Source organism: Shewanella sp. GutCb (assembly GCF_002836135.1).
Lineage (GTDB): Bacteria > Pseudomonadota > Gammaproteobacteria > Enterobacterales > Shewanellaceae > Shewanella.
Genome location: NZ_PJBL01000020.1, coordinates 17,583 through 40,731, shown reverse-complemented (window position 1 = coordinate 40,731; position 23,149 = coordinate 17,583). Strand labels below are relative to the sequence as shown.

The 23,149-nt window shown below is 44.6% G+C and carries 22 protein-coding genes; 15 read left to right on the top strand and 7 right to left on the bottom strand.

Annotation, left to right across the window (positions count from 1 at the left end):
* Positions 1–35 precede the first annotated feature (35 nt).
* From CXF86_RS12010 to CXF86_RS11995, 4 genes are all read right to left on the bottom strand, one after another.
* Positions 36–1,559, bottom strand: a complete 1,524-nt coding sequence (locus tag CXF86_RS12010) for an FG-GAP repeat domain-containing protein (protein ID WP_102039105.1) — start codon at positions 1,557–1,559, stop codon at positions 36–38.
* Between the two features lie 114 nt (positions 1,560–1,673).
* On the bottom strand, positions 1,674–2,114 hold the full coding sequence (locus CXF86_RS12005; RefSeq protein ID WP_101093537.1) for a GtrA family protein: 441 nt from the start codon (positions 2,112–2,114) through the stop codon (positions 1,674–1,676).
* Complete coding sequence (locus CXF86_RS12000) at positions 2,096–3,505, bottom strand: ArnT family glycosyltransferase (RefSeq protein ID WP_102039104.1); 1,410 nt, start codon at positions 3,503–3,505, stop codon at positions 2,096–2,098. The genes CXF86_RS12005 and CXF86_RS12000 overlap by 19 nt, the downstream gene beginning before the upstream one ends.
* The gene (locus CXF86_RS11995) at positions 3,505–4,557 is read right to left on the bottom strand and encodes a glycosyltransferase family 2 protein (RefSeq protein ID WP_101093535.1); all 1,053 of its coding nucleotides are present in this window, start codon (positions 4,555–4,557) and stop codon (positions 3,505–3,507) included. The genes CXF86_RS12000 and CXF86_RS11995 overlap by 1 nt, the downstream gene beginning before the upstream one ends.
* A gap of 129 nt (positions 4,558–4,686) precedes the next feature.
* Between CXF86_RS11995 and CXF86_RS11990 the strand changes: the two genes are divergently transcribed.
* Together CXF86_RS11990 and CXF86_RS11985 are read left to right on the top strand one after the other, a co-directional pair.
* Positions 4,687–5,376 (top strand): response regulator transcription factor, encoded by a 690-nt coding sequence (locus CXF86_RS11990; protein WP_101093534.1) that lies wholly within the window; start codon positions 4,687–4,689, stop codon positions 5,374–5,376.
* Positions 5,370–6,716: a sensor histidine kinase gene (locus tag CXF86_RS11985; protein WP_257985335.1), complete on the top strand. Its 1,347-nt coding sequence runs from the start codon at positions 5,370–5,372 to the stop codon at positions 6,714–6,716. Before CXF86_RS11990 ends, CXF86_RS11985 begins: the two co-directional genes overlap by 7 nt.
* A 72-nt stretch (positions 6,717–6,788) precedes the next feature.
* Here CXF86_RS11985 and CXF86_RS11980 read toward each other — a convergent pair whose 3' ends face one another.
* Positions 6,789–7,670, bottom strand: coding sequence for a hypothetical protein (locus CXF86_RS11980; protein WP_101093533.1), 882 nt, complete (start codon positions 7,668–7,670; stop codon positions 6,789–6,791).
* 203 nt (positions 7,671–7,873) lie between these two features.
* Between CXF86_RS11980 and CXF86_RS11975 the strand changes: the two genes are divergently transcribed.
* Together CXF86_RS11975 and CXF86_RS11970 are read left to right on the top strand one after the other, a co-directional pair.
* Positions 7,874–8,824: a helix-turn-helix domain-containing protein gene (locus CXF86_RS11975; protein ID WP_102039103.1), complete on the top strand. Its 951-nt coding sequence runs from the start codon at positions 7,874–7,876 to the stop codon at positions 8,822–8,824.
* A gap of 152 nt (positions 8,825–8,976) precedes the next feature.
* Positions 8,977–9,636, top strand: a complete 660-nt coding sequence (locus CXF86_RS11970) for a GAF domain-containing protein (RefSeq protein WP_102039102.1) — start codon at positions 8,977–8,979, stop codon at positions 9,634–9,636.
* Here the strand turns inward: CXF86_RS11970 and CXF86_RS11965 are convergent.
* Entirely contained in the window at positions 9,633–10,226 is a 594-nt protein-coding gene (locus CXF86_RS11965) for an esterase/lipase family protein (protein ID WP_101093530.1), read from the bottom strand. The genes CXF86_RS11970 and CXF86_RS11965 overlap by 4 nt on opposite strands.
* 180 nt (positions 10,227–10,406) lie before the next feature.
* On the opposite strand from CXF86_RS11965, the gene CXF86_RS11960 reads away from it, so the two are divergent.
* The 11 genes from CXF86_RS11960 to CXF86_RS11915 all read left to right on the top strand — a co-directional run bounded on the left by CXF86_RS11960 (position 10,407) and on the right by CXF86_RS11915 (position 22,371).
* The gene (locus CXF86_RS11960; protein WP_232775164.1) at positions 10,407–11,444 is read left to right on the top strand and encodes a class I SAM-dependent rRNA methyltransferase; all 1,038 of its coding nucleotides are present in this window, start codon (positions 10,407–10,409) and stop codon (positions 11,442–11,444) included.
* Between the two features lie 367 nt (positions 11,445–11,811).
* Positions 11,812–12,981 carry an MFS transporter gene (locus CXF86_RS11955; protein ID WP_232775165.1) on the top strand — a complete coding sequence of 390 codons (1,170 nt, stop codon included), beginning with the start codon at positions 11,812–11,814 and terminating at the stop codon, positions 12,979–12,981.
* Between the two features lie 312 nt (positions 12,982–13,293).
* On the top strand, positions 13,294–14,655 hold the full coding sequence (locus CXF86_RS11950; RefSeq protein WP_102039100.1) for a ferritin-like domain-containing protein: 1,362 nt from the start codon (positions 13,294–13,296) through the stop codon (positions 14,653–14,655).
* 24 nt (positions 14,656–14,679) lie between these two features.
* A complete protein-coding gene (locus CXF86_RS11945; RefSeq protein WP_101093527.1) occupies positions 14,680–15,312 on the top strand; it encodes a hypothetical protein in 633 nt (210 codons plus the stop codon).
* 12 nt (positions 15,313–15,324) lie between these two features.
* A complete protein-coding gene (locus tag CXF86_RS11940) occupies positions 15,325–16,281 on the top strand; it encodes an MNIO family bufferin maturase (RefSeq protein WP_102039099.1) in 957 nt (318 codons plus the stop codon).
* Positions 16,278–17,099, top strand: coding sequence for an HvfC/BufC N-terminal domain-containing protein (locus tag CXF86_RS11935; RefSeq protein WP_102039098.1), 822 nt, complete (start codon positions 16,278–16,280; stop codon positions 17,097–17,099). The genes CXF86_RS11940 and CXF86_RS11935 overlap by 4 nt, the downstream gene beginning before the upstream one ends.
* Before the next feature lie 89 nt (positions 17,100–17,188).
* Positions 17,189–17,491 (top strand): hypothetical protein, encoded by a 303-nt coding sequence (locus CXF86_RS22585; protein WP_145992386.1) that lies wholly within the window; start codon positions 17,189–17,191, stop codon positions 17,489–17,491.
* Entirely contained in the window at positions 17,488–18,633 is a 1,146-nt protein-coding gene (locus tag CXF86_RS11930) for a ferritin-like domain-containing protein (RefSeq protein WP_180961056.1), read from the top strand. Before CXF86_RS22585 ends, CXF86_RS11930 begins: the two co-directional genes overlap by 4 nt.
* Positions 18,634–18,635: 2 nt before the next feature.
* Positions 18,636–20,804, top strand: coding sequence for a LodA/GoxA family CTQ-dependent oxidase (locus CXF86_RS11925; protein WP_219622734.1), 2,169 nt, complete (start codon positions 18,636–18,638; stop codon positions 20,802–20,804).
* A gap of 3 nt (positions 20,805–20,807) precedes the next feature.
* A complete protein-coding gene (locus CXF86_RS11920; protein WP_102039096.1) occupies positions 20,808–21,911 on the top strand; it encodes an FAD-dependent monooxygenase in 1,104 nt (367 codons plus the stop codon).
* Positions 21,912–22,161: 250 nt separating this feature from the next.
* A complete protein-coding gene (locus tag CXF86_RS11915; protein ID WP_101093521.1) occupies positions 22,162–22,371 on the top strand; it encodes a TOBE domain-containing protein in 210 nt (69 codons plus the stop codon).
* A 53-nt stretch (positions 22,372–22,424) separates the two neighbouring features.
* On the opposite strand, the gene CXF86_RS11910 is transcribed toward CXF86_RS11915, so the two are convergent.
* Positions 22,425–22,748: a hypothetical protein gene (locus tag CXF86_RS11910; RefSeq protein ID WP_101093520.1), complete on the bottom strand. Its 324-nt coding sequence runs from the start codon at positions 22,746–22,748 to the stop codon at positions 22,425–22,427.
* Between the last annotated feature and the right edge of the window lie 401 nt (positions 22,749–23,149).

Below are 23,149 nucleotides of genomic sequence, written 5' to 3'. Positions count from 1 at the left end.
AAAGGAGCAGCAACTCGCTGCCCCTCAAGAATTATTTAGCTAGCGAAGAACACTCTAAATTGGTTGGCTAATGCTTTATCATCTTGCTTACCATATTTGATTAAAATGTCCTCTTTACCGTCGCCATTAAGGTCGTCGCTTTGCAGCATCCCGCCATCAATAGGCAACTTTAAATCGTGCTTTTCTGCATCACGACTAAATAAGCGTGAACCAGCTTGACCGAAATAGACTCTTAAGGTGTCTTCGTCATCAGATAGCATTAAATCTTTCAAACCATCGCCATTAAGATCAGCTAACTTGACCACTGGACTGCCACTTTGGCCTGAGCTTAAACTAAAGTTGAGTTCAACCTCTTTACTGACATTTGACTCTTCAGCAAAGCGTCCTTGTTCATCCATTTTAAACAAATGAACATCTTGATCTATACTGCCAGAAAGCAATGCACCGATAATCTGTGATACGCCGATATCAAACCCAGCCACCATCACTTCGACTTTATCGTCACTATCAATATCAACGAACTGTAGCCCCGTTAATGTGCCCTCTGCTTTAACAACACTGCTAGGCAGCTTCGGGAACACCAACTTGCCCTTTTGGTTTTCACCGAGATAGACCTCATAGTCGTTGGATCTATCAAATACACCTGAGCTTTTGGTATAGCGCACCACCAGATCGGTAATGCCGTCGTTGTTGATGTCCTTAAGCTCTTCCACTTTGCGATACACCAACTCACTTTGGTCGAGCTGCTCACCATAGGCATCACGCTTATTCCACCAGTCAATGCCACTTATAGGTTGGCGTACTGACACAAACTCTGTAATGGGGTGAAACATCTTGTCTTTTGTTTGTCGATAAAGCTCTAACTCTCCTTCTCCAATTTTGACAATGTCGACTAAACCATCAAGGTTAATATCGCTAGCATAGAGTTTGGACTGGGTATATGTGGCGCCATCTTCAAACAATCTAGACTGCGGTTTAATCGGCAACACTTGCTGCTTAAATTCACCGTTATCAGCAATAAATAGATGTACCTGATTAAAATCATGGATCAAAATATCGTCTTGTTTATCGCCATTTAAATCCGCGATAAATTCGCCTCGACTTAAATAATCTGGGCGGGATTTAAAGGATAAAGAATTGATATCAGCTAATGAGATTAATTCGGCATTGGCGGTGTCTTTTTGAGGCTGAAAAAGTAGCAGTTCATCTTGCGATAAAAAGTACAACTGTTGGCGTTTACCTGCTTGATACTCAGTAATATCGAACGAGTGCAGGGCTTGGGGCAATTCGAATTTAGTCGCCAGCTTATACTTACCGCTTTCTAACGCATAAACCGCCATCCAGCGCTGGCTCAAATCATCAATCCCAAAGGCGACTAACTCTTTACCTGCAGCAGGTAACAGATCGGCCGACACTATAGGGTGCGTCAAATTAAAAGGCGCATTCAATGTCGTTTCTGTCAGCGTCAATTTAGACGCTGACTTTGCTTCAGCAGGCTGAGCGACAAGGCCCCCTAATACCACTAATCCAATACCCAAGCCTTTTAAAACCGATTCCATGTTTGATTTACTCCATTAGCGATAACAAAAGTACAATGATTCAAGCTATCGGTTTTAGGCTAAGAGTAAAAGCAAATTTAACAGTTTGTAACATATCACCCTCAATAAACGGCATTAATCGATATTTAGCGATCTAAAAGTCCAAAAGTTGGCGCCAAACCAATTGAGTACTAAACCTGTTAATACACCCACACTAAAGGCTAATGCGGTATCTAGCAGCGATTGACCAAGCCACAGTGATATCAAATAAAAAACAGACAGATTAGCGACCGCCGCCATGCTCGAGACTAAAACAGACATTATTAATTGCCGACTTTTAGCCGCTTGTTGCCTATCACTAAAAGTCCAACAGCGGTTAGCAAACCACGACAACACTACCGCGACGGAAAATGCCCCGACTCTCGCCCATATCAGGGGTAAACCAAACGTTTCAAATAACAGGTAAAATAACACCGCATCAGCAACAAATACGTTAGCACCGACCAACAAGAAGCGCCCTTCTTGTTGGTACTTACGCCAGTACTGACTCAGTAAACCTATCGGCTGGGACGACAAAGCAGTAAGCCTCTATCTTTATTTCTGGCAATCTCATCACAATTTACAAAACGACTATCATCGGCTTTGGAGTGTTGCACAAAGAGATAAAATGGATTTCCATTCTGATTTACATCGGTTAACGAGGTGATTTTTTCAGCCTTGCCTGCAGTATAAAAGCGTGCAGAAAATGGTATTTTGCCCCAGTAATAAGTAGCAAGGTCCACTTGTCGTTGCTGCAATAACCAACGTTCACTTTTATTCTTTCCTGCGTCAAAATGAATAACACCCACTGCGATGATCAATAACGCAGTAATAGCCAGTGCGATTCGATGCAACATCGGCACTTGTGTATGGCGCCAAGCAAAAGCGATCAATATCGCCAATGCTGGGATCCCAGGCAACACATAAGCCGGTAATATGTTACCTGCAAAGGTAAATAACACCATAGGCGCTATCATCCAGCAAACAAGGTAACTCGCGAAACCTGCGCCCTGTAACGCTTTATCTTCATCACTTCTCTTTGGCGCTTCGATAATCACTTTATAAAGCGCTTGCGGTAAAAACAAAGACCAAGGCAAGGCCGCGACAATAAAATACAGCCAAATGGTACCGCGAGTTTGATCGTGTGCAGTGCCGTACAGATCCCCCTGCCAACCACTATCAACAAATCTTGACCAATGCTCACCGACGATGAAATAACTTAAAAATCCCGGCGTGGTATTTTCAGCAATAACATACCAAGGTAGGGCAATCAGTAGCATTAATATGGTTCCTTTAATCAAGGGAACCCGCCGCCATAAAAGGAGCCACGGTCGAATCAATCCATACTGCCACAGTAGCCATAATCCAGTGCCAATGCCGAAAATAACCAAGGCAACAGGGCCTTTCGCCAGTAAGCCAATCGCAAGACCCACAAAGCCAAAGTAGCCCCAGCGAACTTCACCTTGCCAACACAGATAAAACCCCACCATTGCCATCGTCAAACCTAAGGTCAATGCCATGTCGGTCATCACAGCACCCGCGCTAACAATAAACACCACTGTTGAGGCTAAAATAATGAGTATTGGCAATACTGGTAAACGTAGCCTTTTAGCAAAAAGTGCCACCACACCTAAGGTGAGCATGGCAGCAATCCAATGCGGGAAACGCACTGCAAACTCAGAGACACCAAAGCCCAAAATAGACACTGCACTCATCCAAGTATGCAGTGGGGGTTTTCCCCAAAACGGCACATCGTAATCAAATAACGGCGTGATCCAATTACCGGTTTCCACCATCAAACGCGCCATTTCACCATATCGAGCCTCCGTGGTATCCATTAACGGATACCAAGGCAGTAGCAATAATCGAGTCAATACCACCAGCAACAGCACAGCCAAGCTTTTTTGCGCAGAACTCAAAGCTTGCATCAATTAGCCTCCAAGTAACTGATATTGCTTTGTACCGCAACCTCGTCACCTTGCTGCTGACGGCTAGGCTTTAGCTGTGAAACTGACTGCCGATAAGCGACCTCTTCGATGAAATAAAGTGGCCGTTGCTTAACTTCCACAAAGACTCGCCCTAGATACTCGCCAATTAACCCTAATGCCAACAGCTGAATACCCGCCAAGCCAAGTTGCACCACCATCATTGAGGGGTAACCGGCAACGGTGTCACCATATACAAGCGTTTTAGTTACCACCCAACCACCATAAGCAAAGGCACTAAAAGCAGTAAACACGCCACACCAGGTAGCGATACGCAACGGTTTAAAACTGAAAGAGGTGATGCCATCCATTGCTAAGCCAAATAGCTTGCTGTAATTCCATTTTGTTTCGCCCACAAAGCGAGGATCACGGTCAAACTCCAAGGTTTTTTGTGAAAAACCAGGCCAACTAAACAAACCTTTCATAAATCGATTACGCTCAGGCAATGCTTTAATACTGTCGACAACCTGACGGCTCATTAAACGAAAGTCACCGACATTTTCCGGCACCGGCGAATCAGAAAGCCAATTCATCAATCGATAAAAGCAAGCCGCAGAAAAACGCTTAAACCAGGTTTCACCTAGGCGCTTTCGTCGTTTCATATTGACGATTTCGTATCCGGCACGCCACTGCGCCAGCATTAATGGGATTTGCTCTGGAGGATCTTGTAAGTCGGCATCAAGCATAATGACCGCCAAGCCTCTGGCATGCTCAATACCCGCCGACATTGCAGCCTCTTTACCAAAATTACGGCTCAATTTGATGCATTGATATTCATTGTCGGCCAAAGGTAATTGGCTGACCTGCAGCCAAGAGTCATCACTACTACCGTCATCAACAAAAACAATTTCAGAGCTTTCATCAAGCTCAGATAATACTGCCGTTAGCCGCGAAATTAATGGCGCTATCATTTGTGATTCATTAAACAGTGGCACAATGACTGACAAACATATTTCAGCGTTGTGAGCACTTGGGTTCGCATGGGAATATGGCATGAAACATCCTACTCGATATATTTTCCCAGTAGCATGCAGCTATTGAGGTGAAGAAAATGTCATTGACATTTTTTCGACAAAAATAGTGCTAAAGTGGGTACAACTAACTGACTGATTAATCGCTTAACGATGACACTAAAACTACTCATTATTGAAGACAACATAGACGTTGCGGGCATTCTTGGAGACTACTTTGAGGCTCAAGGCGCTGAACTTGATTTCGCAGATAATGGCGAGCTAGGCTTGTCACTCGCGCAAGCATTTGACTTTGATGCCATCTTATTAGATTTAATGCTGCCCAAACTCGATGGCCTAAGCCTATGTAAAGCATTGCGGTCGCTTGGTTGTACCACCCCCATTCTGATGTTAACGGCACTGGATAACAAAGCGGATCTACTGAGTGGTTTTGACTGTGGTGCTGATGACTATCTTGGTAAACCTTTCGATCTCGACGTGGTCGATGCCCGTGTCAAAGCACTAATAAAACGTCACCGTGGCCAAGTAGCACAAGGCAGTCTCACATTCGGCGATGTCGAACTTAATATTGCTAAGCACCAAGCTTATCGTCAACAGATGCGGTTAGCACTCACACCAACGACCTATCAAATATTGTTACTGCTGATGAAACATGCGCCAAATGTGGTTAAACGAGAGATGATAATTGAAGAGATCTGGGGACAATCGCCACCCAGCAATGATATTTTACGCAGCCATATGTACCAGCTGCGTAATCAACTCGACAAACCTTTTAAACAGCCCATGCTAGCCACAGTACCAAAAATAGGCTTTAGACTGCAGCTTGGAGAGGAACTTTGCTAAACAAGCTGCTTAATAAGGTCTCTTCAGCCTCAAGCCTACCGCATAAGTTGATGTGGTATTTCAGTGCTATTGCAATAATGATCGGTCTGACAATTTACCTATCGATGCTTGGACTGATGCAATGGATTGAAGATGAAGTTAATCAACACGAACTTGAAACGAGTGCCCCCTACGCCATTAGCTTATTCCAGCAAGGGGCCAAACAACCCTTAGATATCGGTATGCACGTGCAAGCTTTTTACTCTCTAGAATTAATTCCAGAGAAATATGGTGAGTTAGGCGATTTTCCTATCGGATTTAATGGTGAGGTCTATAACAATAATCAGGTTGGATTTTTGCATGAGTTAGTCGCGTTGTCGCCTTTAAGCGCAGAGGGAGCACATAGCCAAGAAGAGATTTTTCTCTATAGAGGAGAATTTTTACTCGATGGCCAACTGAAATCTTTGTTTCTGATTATGCCAACCGAAAATGTTGAATTGAGTGACACTGAATGGACCGCTATTAATCTGTTTGTGCTTTGTTTTATCGGCGTACTCTTTGGCTTGTTTGGCTTTGCTATCCATAAGCTGAGCCGCCGCCTAGTTAAGCCCGTAGAGCAGTTAAGTCGGCAATTAAAATCAACAGAGTCCAACAAAACCTTTAGTGTTTCAGACCAATCGGCGGCTGAATTTCGTGAGCTTGCCGATAGCCTGAACCATTATCGACAACAAAATGAGATGATGATGAAGCAGGAGCAAGCCTTTGCTCGTTATGCCAGCCATGAACTGAGAACACCATTGACCGTGATCAGCGGCGCTGCAAAACTGCAAGAGCAAAACAACGCTCTCGAGTTTCAAGCACGTCAACGAGGCCGTATCCAACGTGCAGCCCTTGATATGCAGCACACTATTGATGCCCTACTAAATTTAGTTAAACAAGAAAGAGCAACCGGAAGCAATCCGCCAAGATCTCTATCTTTAGCCGAAGTGCAACAAATAATTCAACCGCTACAAGGGCTGGCTAATAGTAAGAGTATTAATATCAGCATTAACTTTGAGCAAGCTCCAGTCATAAAACCGCCCCCCGCAGTACTGCGCATGTTACTGACTAATGTCATCAGCAATGCCATTAATGCAAGTAACTCTGGAGAGATCACAATATCAATCAATCGTCATGAGATAGTCATCACCGACAAAGGTCGTGGGCTTACCGAATCAGAACAAGAAAATGAACATGGTCACGGACTTGGCTTGTTGATTGTCGATAGCCTGTGTCAACGCTACCACTGGCAGTTCAGCTTATCCAATATGCAACCCACAGGCTGCAGCGCACAATTAACCTTTCCACAATTAACATTGTAATGCTCAGTGTTAAGCTAAACTATAGCGCTAACTCACTGCCATTAGCGCTATAGCTTAAATAGGTATTGAAACTTATCCTTGACGGGTGAAACGGTAAGACTGTATTTGTACCTCTTGCCCATCCACCACTGCGTAGCTGTCGACTAAAAATACATCTTTACCCGCAAATCTCAGTTCAATACGCATCTGACTACGTTCATTACCTGAGTAAGTTTGCCCATTCACACCAACAGGATAGTAGTTATAACGTTGCAACTGTGGTTGATACTCACCCGAAAAATTCAGCTTCTTATTACCGTTAAAGTCAGTTTGTAGTTGATAACCCAGCTCAGGCGAGTAAGACAGTTCAACTTGCCCGGTTAAATCTTGCTTAACGCCAGATACCGCCAGATTTTCAACTGACAAGGTAGCGGCGGTTGTTTTACTTAACCCCCCTTGTGCAACCCCCGTGGCTTCAACTCTTTTTCCTTGGCTATCTAAGGCCCAGATATTAACTTGCCATTGGCCGCTAAAAGTATCTAAACGGTCCCAATTTTGTGGTGTTGCCGGGGCCTGACTAGCCACTCCAACTTGAGTTCCAGGCAAACCGTTAATGTTAATGCTCTTAGTTGCATTTTCATTACGGTAATCTTCTCTATCATTGGCATAATCAGCGCCCGCTCCCGCCACACCACCCGCTGCAGCGCCGATAGCTGCACCTTTTAAGGCCATGCCTGCATCACCCGCTACTGCGCCCATCGCCAAGCCTAGAATGGCACCACCTGCGGCACCGGTTTTCATACCGCGGTTACTATCGCGACCATCTTCACCCATACCATCACCGCTTGCACAAGCGGTTAGTGCCATTAGACACAAGGTCGTCAGCGCCACTTTAGCAAACTTATTTACCGTTCGAGTATTGCTAGGGTCTGCATTTAAAGAAGCTAAATCGGTAGATATGATATTGCTAGGCATAGTGTATTTCCTCAAATGAACATGTATGTTGCAATTAACCCTAATCAGTAATAACTGCTAACTTAAGGTTACGCGGTAATGCATTGGTCACTATTAAACCAACAATGCAGTTGCAGTATTAGGGCATGGCGACGAAAAAATAATAATCCGATGCCTAGGTGGATATCGCTGCTACGATTTAATTAAGAATATGGGGAAACGTTATGAAGTCAGATAATTTTGCCGGGATTGCTGATTACATCTCTCAGCGACGTGCTCAAGCACAGTTATCTCAAGAAGCGTTAGCATCAGCACTGATTAGCAACAATGACCTGTTTGCAGACGTCGACTCACTAGCCATTAGTCGCTGGGAACGTGGCAAAGTCAGCCCGAACCTGCGCAGGCAAGTCGCGCTAATGGAGTATTTTGGTGATAAACCACACACGCTTTTATGCGATCCCAGCTTTGAATTAAAACAACTGCCGTCACTTGATGCATTCAATAAAATGATGGAGCAACAGTTAAACTACAACCATGTTATGGGGGCTCACCCCTATATATCTGCAGACAATGTTAGCTTCGACAAACTCTGCAAACAGGCTGATGAAGCACCGCAAATGTATAACTGGATAGCCAATTATCACACCAACCTTAGCCGTGGACGGGAAAAATGGAGTCAGTCCTTTATCAAGTCATTAGCGGCGGTAGATTCAACGGAAGTGTCGTTTTACCAAGTCAACGGCTTGCTCGCCGGCCATATATTTATGGTTAAAGTTACCGAAGAAACATTTGAGCAATTACTGCACGGCAAGCTTAATGACAATGAGCTAACTCCGGCACATTTAATTGCTGCAGAGCAACCTGGTTGCCTATACATGTTAAGCACCTATTTAGGCGGTGCCCATGTGTCCGAGGACTTCGTCGCGCAACTGCTCTTTACCTTAGTCGAGAACCCAGTAAACACTTCGTTTGGCTACAAAGCGCGGTCTGATATAGGCATCAAACTAATGGATTTTCTCGGCGGTGTTGTCGTTAATACAGGTGAGATATTAAGCGAACGTTTGCAAGGTGCTAAATACCAAGGCAAACGCCGCAGCTATGTCTCATTTGAACTTCAACGTCAGGTATTAATCGCCAGCCCTTTGTTTATCAACCTTATTCGAAACAGCAAATAATGATTATTTTCCTGAAACCTCATTTTTCATTTTTTTAGTTCATCTTTTTAGTTTACCAAGTTGATTTTAGGTAGAAACCAACTTAAATAGTATGAGGACTGCATGAAATTGCCTTACTGTTAGCAAGTGAGGCTTTAAAAAGGAAGATAGATATGGTTACTCTCGACACTCAGAATATCGACATCCACCAAGACATAAGCCAAAGCTGGCAAGAGATGGTTAACTTAATATCTGAAATATCTCAAATTCCTGCAACTCTCATCATGCGAACCTACCCTAAAGAGATTGAAGTTTTTATTAGCAGCAATACTCCCCACAACCCATACAGAGCTAAAGAACGCGAACGCTTGGGCATGGGATTATATTGTGAATCAGTGATCACCGGAAAGAAACTGCTCACGGTTAACGATGCCACCCAAGACCCTCATTGGTCGAATAATCCCGATATAAAACTGGGGATGATAGCCTATCTAGGATTACCACTGAGTTGGCCCAATGGTGATGTCTTTGGCACCATCTGTATGCTTGACTCGCAACCGATGCAGTTCGATAACCCCACCAAACAATTGCTGACTCGATTTAAATTAGTCGTTGAAACTGACCTCAAACGTGTCTATCAACAGGCACAATTAGTTCAAGATAATCAACGGCTAATCCAACAATTACATAAAAAATCGTTTGAATTTGATCAACTGCAAAAACAAGCGCGACTGGATGCATTTGAACGAACCTACAAGGATCTGAAAACCGATAAAGTAGACAGCTTAAGTAACGATGCCGTCGCAACTCTCAATCAGCAACACTCGCTTTAATCCCTATCAGCCCCTTGCGATGCGAGATTGCGGTTTATCTCTGCCACAATTTTGTGGCTAAATATCACCGTCAAATGCAGTACTATCCAAAATGACTTATTCTCAGCCGCTGGCCATATGGAGCTCGAATTAGGCACAATAGTAAAATCGATAGGGGTTCTGTAAGAGTAAAGTTCAACATTTTCAAGGATATGTTCTGTTGCGCGCAGCTCATTTAACAGCTCGCTTTTAGGGCGTAATTGTTTAACGCCCTTTGATGGGTATGGCAAATAGGCCCAGATACTGCCCGCATGAGGCACCGATAAGCTAAAAAACTGCCTTACCCTTGCAGCTCCCCCCAAAAGCTGTAAATAATAACGTGCCACGATGCCGCCCATACTAAAACCGATGACAACAATCTCTTCCGCAAGGCCAAACTCTTGCTCAATCTGCCGCTTTAAGTTGGCTGCAGCGTGCTCAATACCCAAACGTCCATCAAACGGAGCAATCGTGGGTGAAAAGCACTCATGGCCTGCAAGCGTAAATTGTTGCTGCATCCAGCGCATCACATACCCGGTATTAAAAATGCCATGTACTAACACAATTTTCATCAACACCTCTGTTGGTCAGGTCTCACGCCTCAAGCGTAGCAATCCATATTAACAAATACCACTCACACTTAATAAAGCCACTAAAACACCACTCGGCTTTCGGTAACGATATTTATTGCGCTAACTTTGCTATTATTAGCGGCGTCCCATCTGCCTTTATTTCAAATGAGCCCTGTATTTATGTCGATAAGTCCATCGAACCCTACTCCCCAGTCAGTATCACAAGCTTTGAGTGTTGCCATTAGCAAACGAACTCAATTTTTAGCGAATGCAAAGCAAAACGAAACCGATTGCTATCGAATATTTCACGGTACGGTAGAGGGCATCAATGGCCTCAATATTGATCGCTATGGCAATGCATGGCTGATCCAAAGTTTTCACCAAGCATTGACTGAAGATGAGCTTAGCCAAATAACAGTTCAGCTGACCCAAGAGTCAATGTTACCGGTCATTTATAATGACCGCTCCAACAAGAATTCCCGCGTACTGAATAGCTTAAGTGATGACAATGAAGTTTTCGCGACAAGTGAACAGCAAATGCAGGAAAATGGTATGTTGTTCAGCAGTAAATTGCGCCATGAAGGCCAAGATCCACTGCTGTTTTTGGACATGCGCATTGGCCGTGAATATGTAAAATCACACAGTCAGGATCGTACGGTACTCAATCTATTTTCTTATACTTGCGGTATTGGCACCGCTGCCGCCGTTGGCGGCGCAACACGGGTTGTTAATATCGATTTTTCCTCATTCGCATTGGCTGCGGGCAAAAGGAATGCGCAACTCAACCACGTTGAAAATGTCTGTGAGTTTATTCAAAGTGATGCATTTCCTGCCTTAAGACAGCTGGCAGGTTTGAAAGTCGGCGGACGCAGGAATCAAAAACTACCCGCCTATCCCAAACTGGCAGCCACTCAATTTGATTTGGTCTTTTTAGACCCACCAAGATACGCCAAAAGCGCCTTTGGCATTGTCGATCTCATTAATGATTACCAGAGCTTGTTTAAGCCGGCAATGCTAACCACTAAGCCCGGTGGCACCATAGTGTGCTGTAACAATGTCGCTAAAGTTGACCGCCAAGCTTGGTTTGACAGTTTAGTGCGCTGCGTTGAAAAACAAGGGCGTCAGGTGACCCACCATGCATGGCTCGATTGCCATGAAGACTTCCCTTCTTTTGATGGTAATCATCCCTTAAAAATGGTTGCGTTAACCTTAAGCTAGTCAACAGAAACATGCTGAATACAGTAAAAGTGACGACATTAAACTCGTCATTTTTACTATTACAATACAATCTAGCCTCTAACCGCTGTAAAGAAAAAGCTTACTTGGCTAGTCACACAACGAGTTCCTGCTTTTAAAACCACCCAAAAATCTCATATAAAATAACGACCAACCTCATCACGAACCTTAGAGTAAATTTAGTTTAATATTATTTAAATACAATTAGATACTAGTTAAAACTCCAGTCAATAACCTGCCTTGTTTCAGCGTTTAAAAAATAAACTTTACTTTACCCAGAAAAGGCATAAAATCCGCTGACTCAAATTTGCATTCAAACATGCAAAAGCATAACCTTAAGGAGTACAAGGTGGATAAATCTGCCTTTAAAACATCAGAAAATAGCACGTTCACTCCGGTGACAGGTCTGGCTTTTTTTGCTATTGCATCAGGCTTTCTCATGAGCCTTATCCCTTTGTCTTTAACGTCGTTCGAAATAGACACATCACTCATTGCTTGGCTTGCAAGTATTTTCTATTTAGGGATCTTAGTCGGCACCACCTGTATTCAGTCAGTCATTAGCAGAACAAGTCACCGTATCGCATTAGTGATGTTTCTATCACTGCTAATTCTCACCATAGTACTCATGCTAATTTTTCCAACCGCTTGGGTTTGGCTAGCAGCACGTTTTATCGCTGGTATTGCGGTGGCTGGTGTGTTCGTGGTCGTAGAGTCTTGGTTGTTGATGGCTGATAGCGCCAAACAAAGAGCGAAGCGCTTAGGCTTATATATGACATCCCTTTATGGCGGTAGCGCATTAGGGCAACTTGCCATCGGGCCTGTTGGTATCAGCGGATTAACGCCTTTTATATGTGTTATCGGTTTATTGTTCATTGCTATTTTGCCACCATTATTGATTAAAATAGGTCAGCCAGCGGTTATTGAACACCAAAAAATTAGCCTTCGACAAGCAAGAAAGATCAGCACACCAGCCATTATTGGTTGCTTGGTCTCAGGTATGCTACTTGGGCCTATTTATGGCTTGATGCCGACCTACATCAATACCCAACTTGGCAGTACTGAAAAAACCGCATTTTTAATGGCGCTGATCATTCTGGGCGGCATGCTTATTCAACCTCTGGTGAGTTATCTATCCATCAGAGTCAGTAAAAGCCTGTTAATGGCACAGTTTTGTTTACTGGGAACGGCAGGCATTGTCGGTGTGTTAGAGGGGAATTCGATTGCACTAGTCAGCATCAGTTACTTTGTTTTAGGTGCCAGTTGCTTTGCGCTTTACCCCATTGCAATCACGCTAGCTTGCGATGCTTTAGAGGTTGAAAAAATTGTCGCTGCAACCGAGTTAATGCTACTCAGTTATAGTGTTGGATCAGTATTCGGTCCTATCGTCGCCGAGCACAGTAGCCGTTCAGCCCACTCTTTAATACTGTATTTAGGCTTTGTGTTAGCAACAACGTCAATCTATATGCTGTTAAAAAACTTACAAAGAACCCACAGCGGTCACACGCCAGCCATTGGTTAACCCCCAACGTGTAGCGCATTAAAATACATGCGCTACATCCCTTGCCCCCACATGCCGCGTCAGAACACCAATACCAATTGCATTAAGTAATAACGTAAGACTCAACTCAAGCACGATGTAGCCAACTGATTAATAATCAAAATATTTTAATAGAAGATTATCGAAAGGTTGCTAAGCCAAATATGTCCTAAGTTTTAGTTAATGACTTCTATCTCGCTAGCGGATCAAACATTCGACATAGCCAAAATAACAGCAGAAGCCTAAACACTTTTTAAGATGAATTTAATTAGCAATGTATAAAAGGAATTAACAATGGCACAAACAATTATGGGTGATGGTATCACTCAAATCACTAAAGGTAATTTGGAAGAAGCCCTGCAACAAGCAATCGGTATCGAAATCGCCACCATTCCGGCCTACTTATCAACCTACTACTCTATCAATCGAACGCCAAAACAAGACTATTTAGAAAAAGAATTCACTAAGCTGTTGATTGAAAAAGGAACCTGTCAACAAAAAGCACAGGAGCAAGCACTGGAACTTTCCGCCAAGATTATGGTTTTTGCCAATAAAGCTGGCGCAAATATCATGAGTGTTGTTGTGGAGGAGATGCTGCATATGTCGCTCTCTGCCAATGTGAAACAATCTCTTTTCGGTAACCCCGTTCTGGTGGGACAAGCGCCAAGTGAATGGCCTGCTTATCTTCCTGGTCACGAGCCAGAGTTTCCTATCAATCGAGCGAAATTAAGCACTGAGCAGTTGGAAACCTTCAAAAAGATTGAAAGCCCCAAACCTTTCGACAAGAATTTAAAGCAGGTTACAGCGATCCCTTACCTCACCATTGGGCTCTTCTATCAAGGCATTGAAGACTGTATCAAAGAGTATTATTGCCATGAGGGAGATTATGACTCAGAACGGCCGCAGCTTATTCCCAACCGTGGCTACTACGCACAGAATAATATCGACACCATCTATTACGACAAACAACATAACCCCGTATACGAAAATGCCGCCGATGCAGGGGGGTTAATCCATGTTGTTGACCAAGCCAGTGCACTAGCAGCGCTGGCGATCATTGTGGAACAAGGGGAAGGGGCTGGCACCGGATATGATGATAATTCCGAACATGAGCTCGCCCACTACTATAAATTTGACCAACTTCAACAAGAGCTGATCAATATCAACGCCGAGTTTAAAAACATATTTGGCGATGAGATGGACGTTGAGCAATATTTTGTCTACAACTTTGCCGATAACGCCGAAACACCAGACTACCCCGCCACGATCCAAGCCGTATCGAACCTCACCAATGCAATGTACAGCTATCTGTTCATTATGTCGCAGGCCTGTTACCGCGCAGACGAGCACACTCAGTTCGAAATATTTATGTTTGGGATCCATAAGAGCATGCTTTGGATCTTAAGTTCGCTCTGCGGCGAAATGACAGGCTTTAAGTATATAGCCGCCGATGGTCAGCAATACACTGCCACCGCCACCTTTGAAGAATATCGATTTAGCAATGCCTCTAGTCCTAAGTCACAGATCATCGAACTGTTTAATCAAGCTGTCGGGGGCACTCACAAGATAGCTTACATTGAGCAGCGTATTCTCGACCTACCCAATGTCTCCTTAGAAGGCTTTCTTGAGCCATCAAATACCCCATTAATGGCTTAACCCAACCCTATTGAGGATAACGAAATGTCTAAGTTAAACGATAAGATCCAAAGTCATGGTTGCGGTAGTCAGCCTATAAACAAAAATATGCCCAATACGGCAACACCATTGGAGTTACATGCTTGTATGGGGTTAAATGCCTGCCGTGGACATGACAGATTTGGTACCAATACCTGCGCTGGCACTGGCTACTGCGCAACAGAAACTCATGTATGCCACACGCTTAATAACTGTGCTGGGCAAGGTGGCTGTGGCTTATTTGGTGATGCAGCAGAACAGTGTAAACCTGGCGCTAATGACTGCTCATGGCAAGGAAGTTGCGCCACCCCCATTCAAGCAGAACGTTTCAGTACCCTCGGCGCGAATAAAAACAACAGTGTTTGGTTACTTGCTAGAGAACTGTTTCAACAACGCATGGACAAATCTCGTCGTAATGTAGGCCAAGCGCCTTTCCCCGCGGGTCCGCCTCAAGCATGGCTAGAGTCATTTGGTGAATATGACTCTTGCGGCAATTCAGGTGATAAATCCTGCTCCTTTGGGTTTAATAACCCAGCCCAGAACACTCAAGAACTGGTTGAACGTAGCATTGAATCACGCTCTAAAACACTTGCTGAATCTGAGTGCAGCGACACTAACAACAAACTCAACGACGATTAATCAGAGGTAATGATGCCTAACTTTCATCGTCAAACCGAGGCAAGCCCAAATTTGGGCTTGGGCCTTGGCCTTCGAAGCCAGCATTTTAATGAGATTTTAGATAATAAACCCAAGGTCGATTGGTTTGAAATTATCTCAGAAAACTTTATGGATTCAGGTGGACGTCCGCGCCACGTTCTCAGACAGATAGCAGCAGATTACCCCATAGTAATGCATGGTGTATCTTTGTCTATTGGCAGTACTGACGAGCTAGATTTCACCTACCTTAAACGGTTAAAGCAACTCATTGATGAAGTGCAACCCGCTTGGGTGAGTGACCATCTATGTTGGACTGGCGCCTTAAGCCTCAATAGCCACGATTTGTTGCCCCTGCCACTGACCGCAGAAGCACTTCGTCACGTATGTCAGCGTGTTGATCAAGTGCAATCGTTTTTACAACGGCCTATCGTGCTAGAAAACCCCAGTACCTACTTAAGTTACACCCAATCGCACATACCAGAGTGGGAGTTCTTTAGCGCGCTCACCGCTCAAACGGGTTGCGGTATGTTACTCGACGTCAACAATGTATTTGTGTCAGCTTTCAATAATGATTTCGACCCTATTGAGTACATCGAAGGCCTACCGCATCAATCAATAGTGCAGATGCACCTCGCAGGCCACCAGCACTGCGGTGACTACATCATAGACACGCACGACAGCCCGGTAACAAATGCTGTGTGGCAACTGTTTAATTTGGCTTGGCAACGCACCCAAGGCTGTGCCACCTGCTTAGAGTGGGATGGCAATATCCCCACGTTCTCTGCCTATCATCAAGAGTTACTCAAAGCTAAACAGTATATGAGCAACATCTCAAACATCATTACCGAACCCCATATCAATGAGACCGAAATTAGCACTGCTGCTGTTTCAAACCCCATTGACTTTATGATTTCAAAGCCTCATTTAGCCGCAACTCAAGGTGTTAAATGAGCAGTTTAACGCCGCAAAACTTGCCCCAAATACAGCAAAGTATGCTGGATGCACTGACGCAGCCAATGCAGCCAGCGTTAAATGCATTCATCAGTAATGAGATCGTCTCTTCACACAAACTGTCGGCGCAAGCGCATGTTGGGATCTACCAACGCAGCTACATTCTTAGGCTACAGCAGTGTATGGCCAGTCAATTCCCCACACTCAAATATGCACTCGGTGACGAACTGTTCGCATTGTTCGCGACTCAGTATTTACAGACATCGCCTTCGAACAGTTACACCCTCAATAATCTCGGGGATAACTTGCCCCATTTTCTGCAGCAGACTAGACCAGATGCAGAGCTGGAGATAAAAGAAGATTGGCCAGACTTTATGATTGAGCTAGCAAAGTTCGAAATTGCACTCAATCATCTATTTGATGCCAAAGCCACTGGCTACCCTGCCGATCCGCAGCAAAACCAAGCAGACGAACAGACCCAGGATCAACAGCTGCAGTTAGTCCCAGTGCTGCAAGTGTTTAAGCTAAGTTACCCCATCTGCAACTACTACCGCAGCAGTAACGACAACCAACAACCGCCGCTGCCATTACCAGAACCCAGTTTTGCTGCCGTCTTTAGAAGAAACTATCGACTCGGGATTATTGATTTAAACGCTACTCAGTATTGTTTTCTCAAGCAACTGCAACAAACCCAGTCAATCAAAGCCAGTAAAGATCAACTGATTCAACAGCAAATAGGCACAGCTCAGACGATTGAAGAACTGTGGTTAATGTGGCGCAGGTATTTTATAGAGATGGGTATTTTTAACCAAATTTAACGACACTAAATCATTAAAACTAAACCATTAAAAAATAGTAAACCGAGTAAAAAGCAATCCAGTTAACACCGGATGTCAACTGACACAATATGGAGCATATCGTCATGTACTTTAAGAGAACACAACGCAGCCCAATCAAAAAAGGCTATTTAAAAAAACAAATTGTCATCTTTATTTCCGCCGCCACCGCAATGGCCAGCGCCTATGCGGCGGCGGCAGAAGTCCCCCTCTCTAATCCGGTGGCAATCCAATCCGCTACTGATACATTTTCAATGTTAAGCATTACTGAACAGCCACCATTTTTACAACTCATCGGCAGTCAAAAATGCCCCACTCCCTATGGTGTCACAACGGCAGAATATGTCGCGAACGAAAAAGGACTAACGTTATGAGTATTACTCAATTTCTCGGGATGAGATCGCAGCAAGATCTACTCAAAAGCCGAACTATGGTGCATCCCAACAAGATAACCAGCCAAAACCCATGGACTATTGAGGCCCTAAGAGAACATCTACAATGGGCTGTCGACGTTGAACTCTATACCATTCCGTATTACATGTCGGCAATGTACTCGGTCATCGACCAAGCATCTGAAGCAAGGCGTATAGTCCGTTCAGTCGTCAATCAAGAGATGCTGCACATGCAATGTGCGGCCAATATTGCCAACGCCTATGGCTGTGATCTACTGATTCGATCACCGCACTATGGTGGTAAAGTCCCCCACTTGGATTTTAAGAATAACCCTAATCGACCTACCGATGTATATACCCCATACAGCACTGAAATTGGGCCGATGGATGCACTGCGTATTAACACTATGTGCATTATTGAATGCCCTGGTGAATCGAGTACCACGCCGTCAGGTCCAAATGCAGCAGAGTACAGCTCGATAGGCGAAGTCTATCAAGCAATCCGCGAAGGGGCCGCCATGCTCAGTGAATGTATCATCGCCGACAACAACCAAGTCGCCCACTTTACCTCTACCTATCCAGACGTAATATCGCTCACCGTCACCAACAGTGGTGGCAAAGGGCTAGTACAAGTCAACGGACTAATTGATTTGATTGTCGAACAAGGCGAAGGGGCAGATTGGCCCCATGATTGCTGCGACGCCGATAAACCCATTAATCAGCGCTACGAAGACTATCAACAGAAGCTGTTAGCGCCAGAATATCAAAACCAAGTCGATGATATTCAACCCTACTGGGATCACTTTCAAAAGTTTACCTATTTACGTAAGCAAGCATTACCAGTGACTTTTCCACTGACATTCGGCAGCCCGCGCGGGCGTAAAAACCAACAAATCCTCATTAGCCATTTTGGCCACTTCCTGCAGCTAATGAACATCGTATTTAACCCCATCTACCAACAGCAGTTGGCTAAAGAGAACGGCATAACGGTCGAACAAGTACAGCAAAGTGCTGGAGCCGAATTTGGTACCACTATGTACAAAGTCGGTGCCGCTATTGCCGCATGCTGGGAAAACGGTGTGCCACCGACCTTCTCTAGTCAATCAAATCAACAGGAGCAATAACCATGACTCAGTCAATTTTTAAAATTCACCCTGCCATTGGTATTGCCCGTGTAGGTAACAGTAATGAGTATTACCTCGCGCCAGAATCTATTGCAGCGATGCCACAGCCCGGTAAACCTGGCGATACGACGACAGGCGGCTTGCCAATTCGCCCCGGCACTGAAGACAGCATTATCAACAGCTCTGAGTTTCGCGACAACTGCGGCGCATTTAAACGTCAGGCGGCGCGCTTTCGTATTTTTGCTTACCCCTCCAAAGATGTTAACCAGTACCCAGCCCAAAATGGCGAAGAGATAAAAATAGGTAGCGTGATTAACGGTAAGAAAGTGGTCGATATTGTTTGGAGTGTGCATCTAGCCAACAAGAAATGCAGCTGGTTTGCCAATGACGATGATCATGGCGCGGTAGCGTACGACAACGGTAAAACCCCCACCTTAAGAAACCTCCGTGAAGGACTCGATCCTTACAATACTGGCCGACTGAAAAAACTCATTATTGATGCTGGCCCCCGAGCAATAAAGGGGCCGTGTAGCAAGGCAGAATTCACCGCAGAACAGCACGCAAGCATTGAACAAAAAGGTGAAATAGTGCCATTGCCGCATTATCCACAGTCGTTTCCCTATATGCACTTCGAGCTTCCCGACAAATCCGATCTATCCGAGGAATCCCAGAAACTAGTCAAGCTAATTACTCCTCAAGGGCGCATCGAAAGTTTAGGCGAAATGGAAACCGACAGCGACGGCCGCCTTATTGTAGCTGGCGGCTATGGACGGAGTAATGCGTGGCAACTCGATGCTAGCAATATTCCGCCACTCAATAACCCGGTAAACAACGACCAATGGTTTGACGACACCTCTGACGGCCCAGTCGATGCCACTTTGGTATTTGACGATGGCACTACAGAATCGGCCTTTGGCGGATGGGTGGTGGTGACAGATCCAAGCTATGCCCCGCAAACCCTGAATGTAGTATCACTTTTCGACGAAGCGTATGACGTCTTCTTACGTGAACTCAATTTAGAGCCCACGGTATTTAGCGATGGACAATTTAACCCTGATTGTAAACCCGCCTTTGATGATCATATTAAACCGCTTTTTAGAGCCACCGCCCAGCAGCTATGGAATGCCTACCTACCCGGCTTTGCCATTGATGCCCACAATAGCGTGGACAGCATAACTGCCGATGATAATCCAGACGAAACCATCTTAGCGGGACTCGCTTATATCCGTCAGCCAAATGATGGTAAGCAAGCGAGCTGGCGCTCGCAATCGATTGATGTCGGTGCACCACTGATGCCGCTCTCCTTAGGCGATTCAAGCCCAGCAGGAGGAAAACCGTTTTTAAGCCCAACGGTCACTCAGTATCACTTCTTACACTGCTGGTCGAATCATCAATATAAAAAGGTAAACGACAACCCACTAGGCCAAGGTGAATACCTTGATCGCGCCACGCTGCAAAACTGCTTAGGCGGCCGTTTTAGCCCTGGCATTGACATGACTTGGATCATTCGAGAGCCGAGCCTGTATGTCACTGACTGGCAGCAAGGCGCAGGTCCGTTTAGGATCCATCATAAAGCGCTCAATTACGCTGGCGTGATCAACCAAAAACTCAGCTATGGCACCCCTTTACTAACACTTGGGTGGATCCCGCGTCATGAAGAAGTCGAGTATTTAGGACTAGAGCCAGGCGATGCCACCAAGTTTATGGCACTGCCTTGGCATGCAGACTATAACTCCTGCGCCATTCATCAATCATCACCCAATACTCAAGACTCGCAAACCCTGTATTGGTCATGGCCGGCGCAGCGACCCGTCACGGTTTACACCGCCGAAGATTATCAAAACCTGCAGATAGAGAAAGACCGCCATGGTTTACCACCACAGCGCTACTCTGTCAGAGGTCAAGGCACAGTGCCTGGCGAAAATAGTCCTGATGATAGCGGCAATCTCGCCAATGCGGGACGCTTCTGGGATTATCGCCAGATGCTCGAAAAGTGGAGTGACATCGGCGTAATAGTGCAAGCCACCACTATTAACGATGGCAACAGCTACCCCGACAACGTTTACCTAGAAGTTGAAAGTAAGCTCACCGGGGCTACGCCAAACCTAAAAGAACCCACACCCTGGCCCATGCTGGCTGGGAACGAAACTGCCATCAATAAAAAGGGATAATCGATGAAACCACTCTATGACGTCATCATCGTCGGAGGGGGGCCCGCGGGTTGTGCAACAGCAATTGCTTTGCACAATCTAGGGGTTAAAAATACGCTCGTCATCGAGGCCAGTGATTACACAGCGCCTCGTATCGGCGAGAGCATTCCACCCGATAGCCGTGAACTGTTAGAAAAACTAGGGATCTGGGACGCGTTTACAGCACAAAAACACGCTCCCTGCTTAGGCAGTTATTCAAGCTGGGGCAGTGATCAATTAGGCTTTAACGACTATCTCTTTAATCCGCAAGGGCATGGATGGCATTTAAACCGGTGCGCTTTCGATAAATTTTTAGCGTTACAGGTGGAAAAAAGAGGAGGCGCACTGTTAAAAAACACCCATTTTGCCAGCCTTGTACGTGAGCAACATGCCTACCCGATCAAAGTCCTGCTGCGTAACAATGCTCAGCTAAGGTGTCGCTTTATTGTCGACGCTACAGGTCGCAGCGCCAAAGTGGCACGCCAGTTTAATGCTAAAGCAAAAATTGAAGATCAACTGGTGGCCGTCAGCGCATACTTTGACTCTAACGACGTTATATCTGCAAACAGTTATCGCCAAATGACACTGCTTGAAGCCGTCGATTATGGCTGGTGGTATTTAGCTCACTTGCCCAATAACAAGGTAATAGTAACCGTCGCAACCGATCCTCAAACCGTGAAAGACAAACACCTAAAAGACCCCCGTTCTTGGCAACAAGCCATGCAGCTCACGCAACATATTCAGCCGATTATAAGTCAATCAACCCCAAGCAGTTTGCATACGTGGGTGGCTCAATCGGCCATAATGAATCCCCCCGCAGCAGAACACTGGTTAACCGTCGGCGATGCCGCCTCAATCTATGACCCTATTAGTTCACAAGGGATCTACAAAGCACTTAAAAATGGTATCGATGCCGCCGATGCGATTGTCGATTGGTTAGATAACAACGCTCAGACCATCAACCAATACCGCAATAATATCGGTAATAACTTCATCCAATATCTCGCTCAAAAAGCTTATTTTTATAGTGAGGAGCAGCGCTGGCCAGAGAGTACATTTTGGAAAAGCAGGCAGCAGCCTCGTCAATAACAAAGGGAATAGCTGCCGTGGGAAATCAAATAAACTTGCTAACCTAATACAACGCAAAACAATTACGCTACATTTTTAGTCGATTAATAACAGCCACTTAAAAAGTAAAGTCACATCAGTAAAAATAACATTGCAATTTATTAGCAATTTGCGATTTACTTCAAACAATTGTAACGCCTATGCTTTAAAAATATCGAGATAAGCCATTACAACGTATAATTTAGCCTTCATATACCAAAGGAATTAATCCATGAGAATCAGCGCACGTAATACCCTAAGTGGCAAAATTAAATCTATCGATGAAGGTTCAGTTAATAATGAAGTTGTTATTGAATTGGCGCCTGGCGTTGAGATCACTTCAGTTGTGACTAAGAAGTCTTGTCAACAACTAGGTCTAGTTGTGGGTGGCGAGGCTTACGCGATCATTAAAGCAAGCAATGTTATGGTTGCTGTAGACTAAATGCTCATCAAAGCTGCAACGTAACTTAGCTTGCGGCTTTTTTCTTCTGCCAACTAATATCCAAAAAAAGAGGCTATAAAACCAATAATAATCAGAGATATGCCGAGTAACATGGTGTATTTAACCCGAGTCGCCTGCTTAAAAGCTTGGTGGCCAGCGTACTGAATATCGATATTATCAGAGATCTCAAACCGACGACTCAAGGTCCAGCTAAACAATGTTAACCGATCGAAAGACGCCATAAAGGTGCCTTGAGATCCTAACAAAGCATTCCACTGCTCTCTATCGTGCAGTTTAAGCGTACGATTAAGATCGGGCATCCCCATAAAAGCGATCCCAAAAAACAGCACCAAAAAACCAATTGCTATTACCGACATAACGCCCTCTATTGACCACAAATCGATTTTACACTTTTATAAACATCAGCCATTTCTCTGCAAAAGTAAAGTTCGACTGACTTGATAAAGCCGATTGTATAACCAAATTAAAAATATAATGGCTTAATCATTTCACTAAAGCATCAAATTGACTCTCCTTAAAGCCAAGTTGAAACATCTCTACAACGCACAAAATAAACATAAAAATAACAAGATACACACTTCTATTACATTCAAAACGATGACATAATCATTTAGGATTTAGACTTTAAACGCCTGATTTATTAATTTATTTTTGACTAGATACAGGCTAAACCTAATAACGATGACCTAGTGTCAGGCTGCTATACTCAAGCCACTTGGAAATGCAGGCGCTGATATAAATAGCATTCACGTGGGAG

What these genes read in the sequence shown, in the direction of transcription:
- CXF86_RS12010 (WP_102039105.1), bottom strand. Translation starts at nt 1,559, where the DNA reads ATGGAATCGGTTTTAAAAGGCTTGGGTATTGGATTAGTGGTATTAGGG.
- CXF86_RS12000 (WP_102039104.1), bottom strand. Translation starts at nt 3,505, where the DNA reads ATGCAAGCTTTGAGTTCTGCGCAAAAAAGCTTGGCTGTGCTGTTGCTG.
- CXF86_RS11995 (WP_101093535.1), bottom strand. Translation starts at nt 4,557, where the DNA reads ATGCCATATTCCCATGCGAACCCAAGTGCTCACAACGCTGAAATATGT.
- CXF86_RS11990 (WP_101093534.1), top strand. Translation starts at nt 4,687, where the DNA reads ATGACACTAAAACTACTCATTATTGAAGACAACATAGACGTTGCGGGC.
- CXF86_RS11980 (WP_101093533.1), bottom strand. Translation starts at nt 7,670, where the DNA reads ATGCCTAGCAATATCATATCTACCGATTTAGCTTCTTTAAATGCAGAC.
- CXF86_RS11975 (WP_102039103.1), top strand. Translation starts at nt 7,874, where the DNA reads ATGAAGTCAGATAATTTTGCCGGGATTGCTGATTACATCTCTCAGCGA.
- CXF86_RS11970 (WP_102039102.1), top strand. Translation starts at nt 8,977, where the DNA reads ATGGTTACTCTCGACACTCAGAATATCGACATCCACCAAGACATAAGC.
- CXF86_RS11965 (WP_101093530.1), bottom strand. Translation starts at nt 10,226, where the DNA reads ATGAAAATTGTGTTAGTACATGGCATTTTTAATACCGGGTATGTGATG.
- CXF86_RS11960 (WP_232775164.1), top strand. Translation starts at nt 10,407, where the DNA reads ATGTCGATAAGTCCATCGAACCCTACTCCCCAGTCAGTATCACAAGCT.
- CXF86_RS11950 (WP_102039100.1), top strand. Translation starts at nt 13,294, where the DNA reads ATGGCACAAACAATTATGGGTGATGGTATCACTCAAATCACTAAAGGT.
- CXF86_RS11945 (WP_101093527.1), top strand. Translation starts at nt 14,680, where the DNA reads ATGTCTAAGTTAAACGATAAGATCCAAAGTCATGGTTGCGGTAGTCAG.
- CXF86_RS11940 (WP_102039099.1), top strand. Translation starts at nt 15,325, where the DNA reads ATGCCTAACTTTCATCGTCAAACCGAGGCAAGCCCAAATTTGGGCTTG.
- CXF86_RS11935 (WP_102039098.1), top strand. Translation starts at nt 16,278, where the DNA reads ATGAGCAGTTTAACGCCGCAAAACTTGCCCCAAATACAGCAAAGTATG.
- CXF86_RS22585 (WP_145992386.1), top strand. Translation starts at nt 17,189, where the DNA reads ATGGAGCATATCGTCATGTACTTTAAGAGAACACAACGCAGCCCAATC.
- CXF86_RS11930 (WP_180961056.1), top strand. Translation starts at nt 17,488, where the DNA reads ATGAGTATTACTCAATTTCTCGGGATGAGATCGCAGCAAGATCTACTC.
- CXF86_RS11925 (WP_219622734.1), top strand. Translation starts at nt 18,636, where the DNA reads ATGACTCAGTCAATTTTTAAAATTCACCCTGCCATTGGTATTGCCCGT.
- CXF86_RS11920 (WP_102039096.1), top strand. Translation starts at nt 20,808, where the DNA reads ATGAAACCACTCTATGACGTCATCATCGTCGGAGGGGGGCCCGCGGGT.
- CXF86_RS11915 (WP_101093521.1), top strand. Translation starts at nt 22,162, where the DNA reads ATGAGAATCAGCGCACGTAATACCCTAAGTGGCAAAATTAAATCTATC.
- CXF86_RS11910 (WP_101093520.1), bottom strand. Translation starts at nt 22,748, where the DNA reads ATGTCGGTAATAGCAATTGGTTTTTTGGTGCTGTTTTTTGGGATCGCT.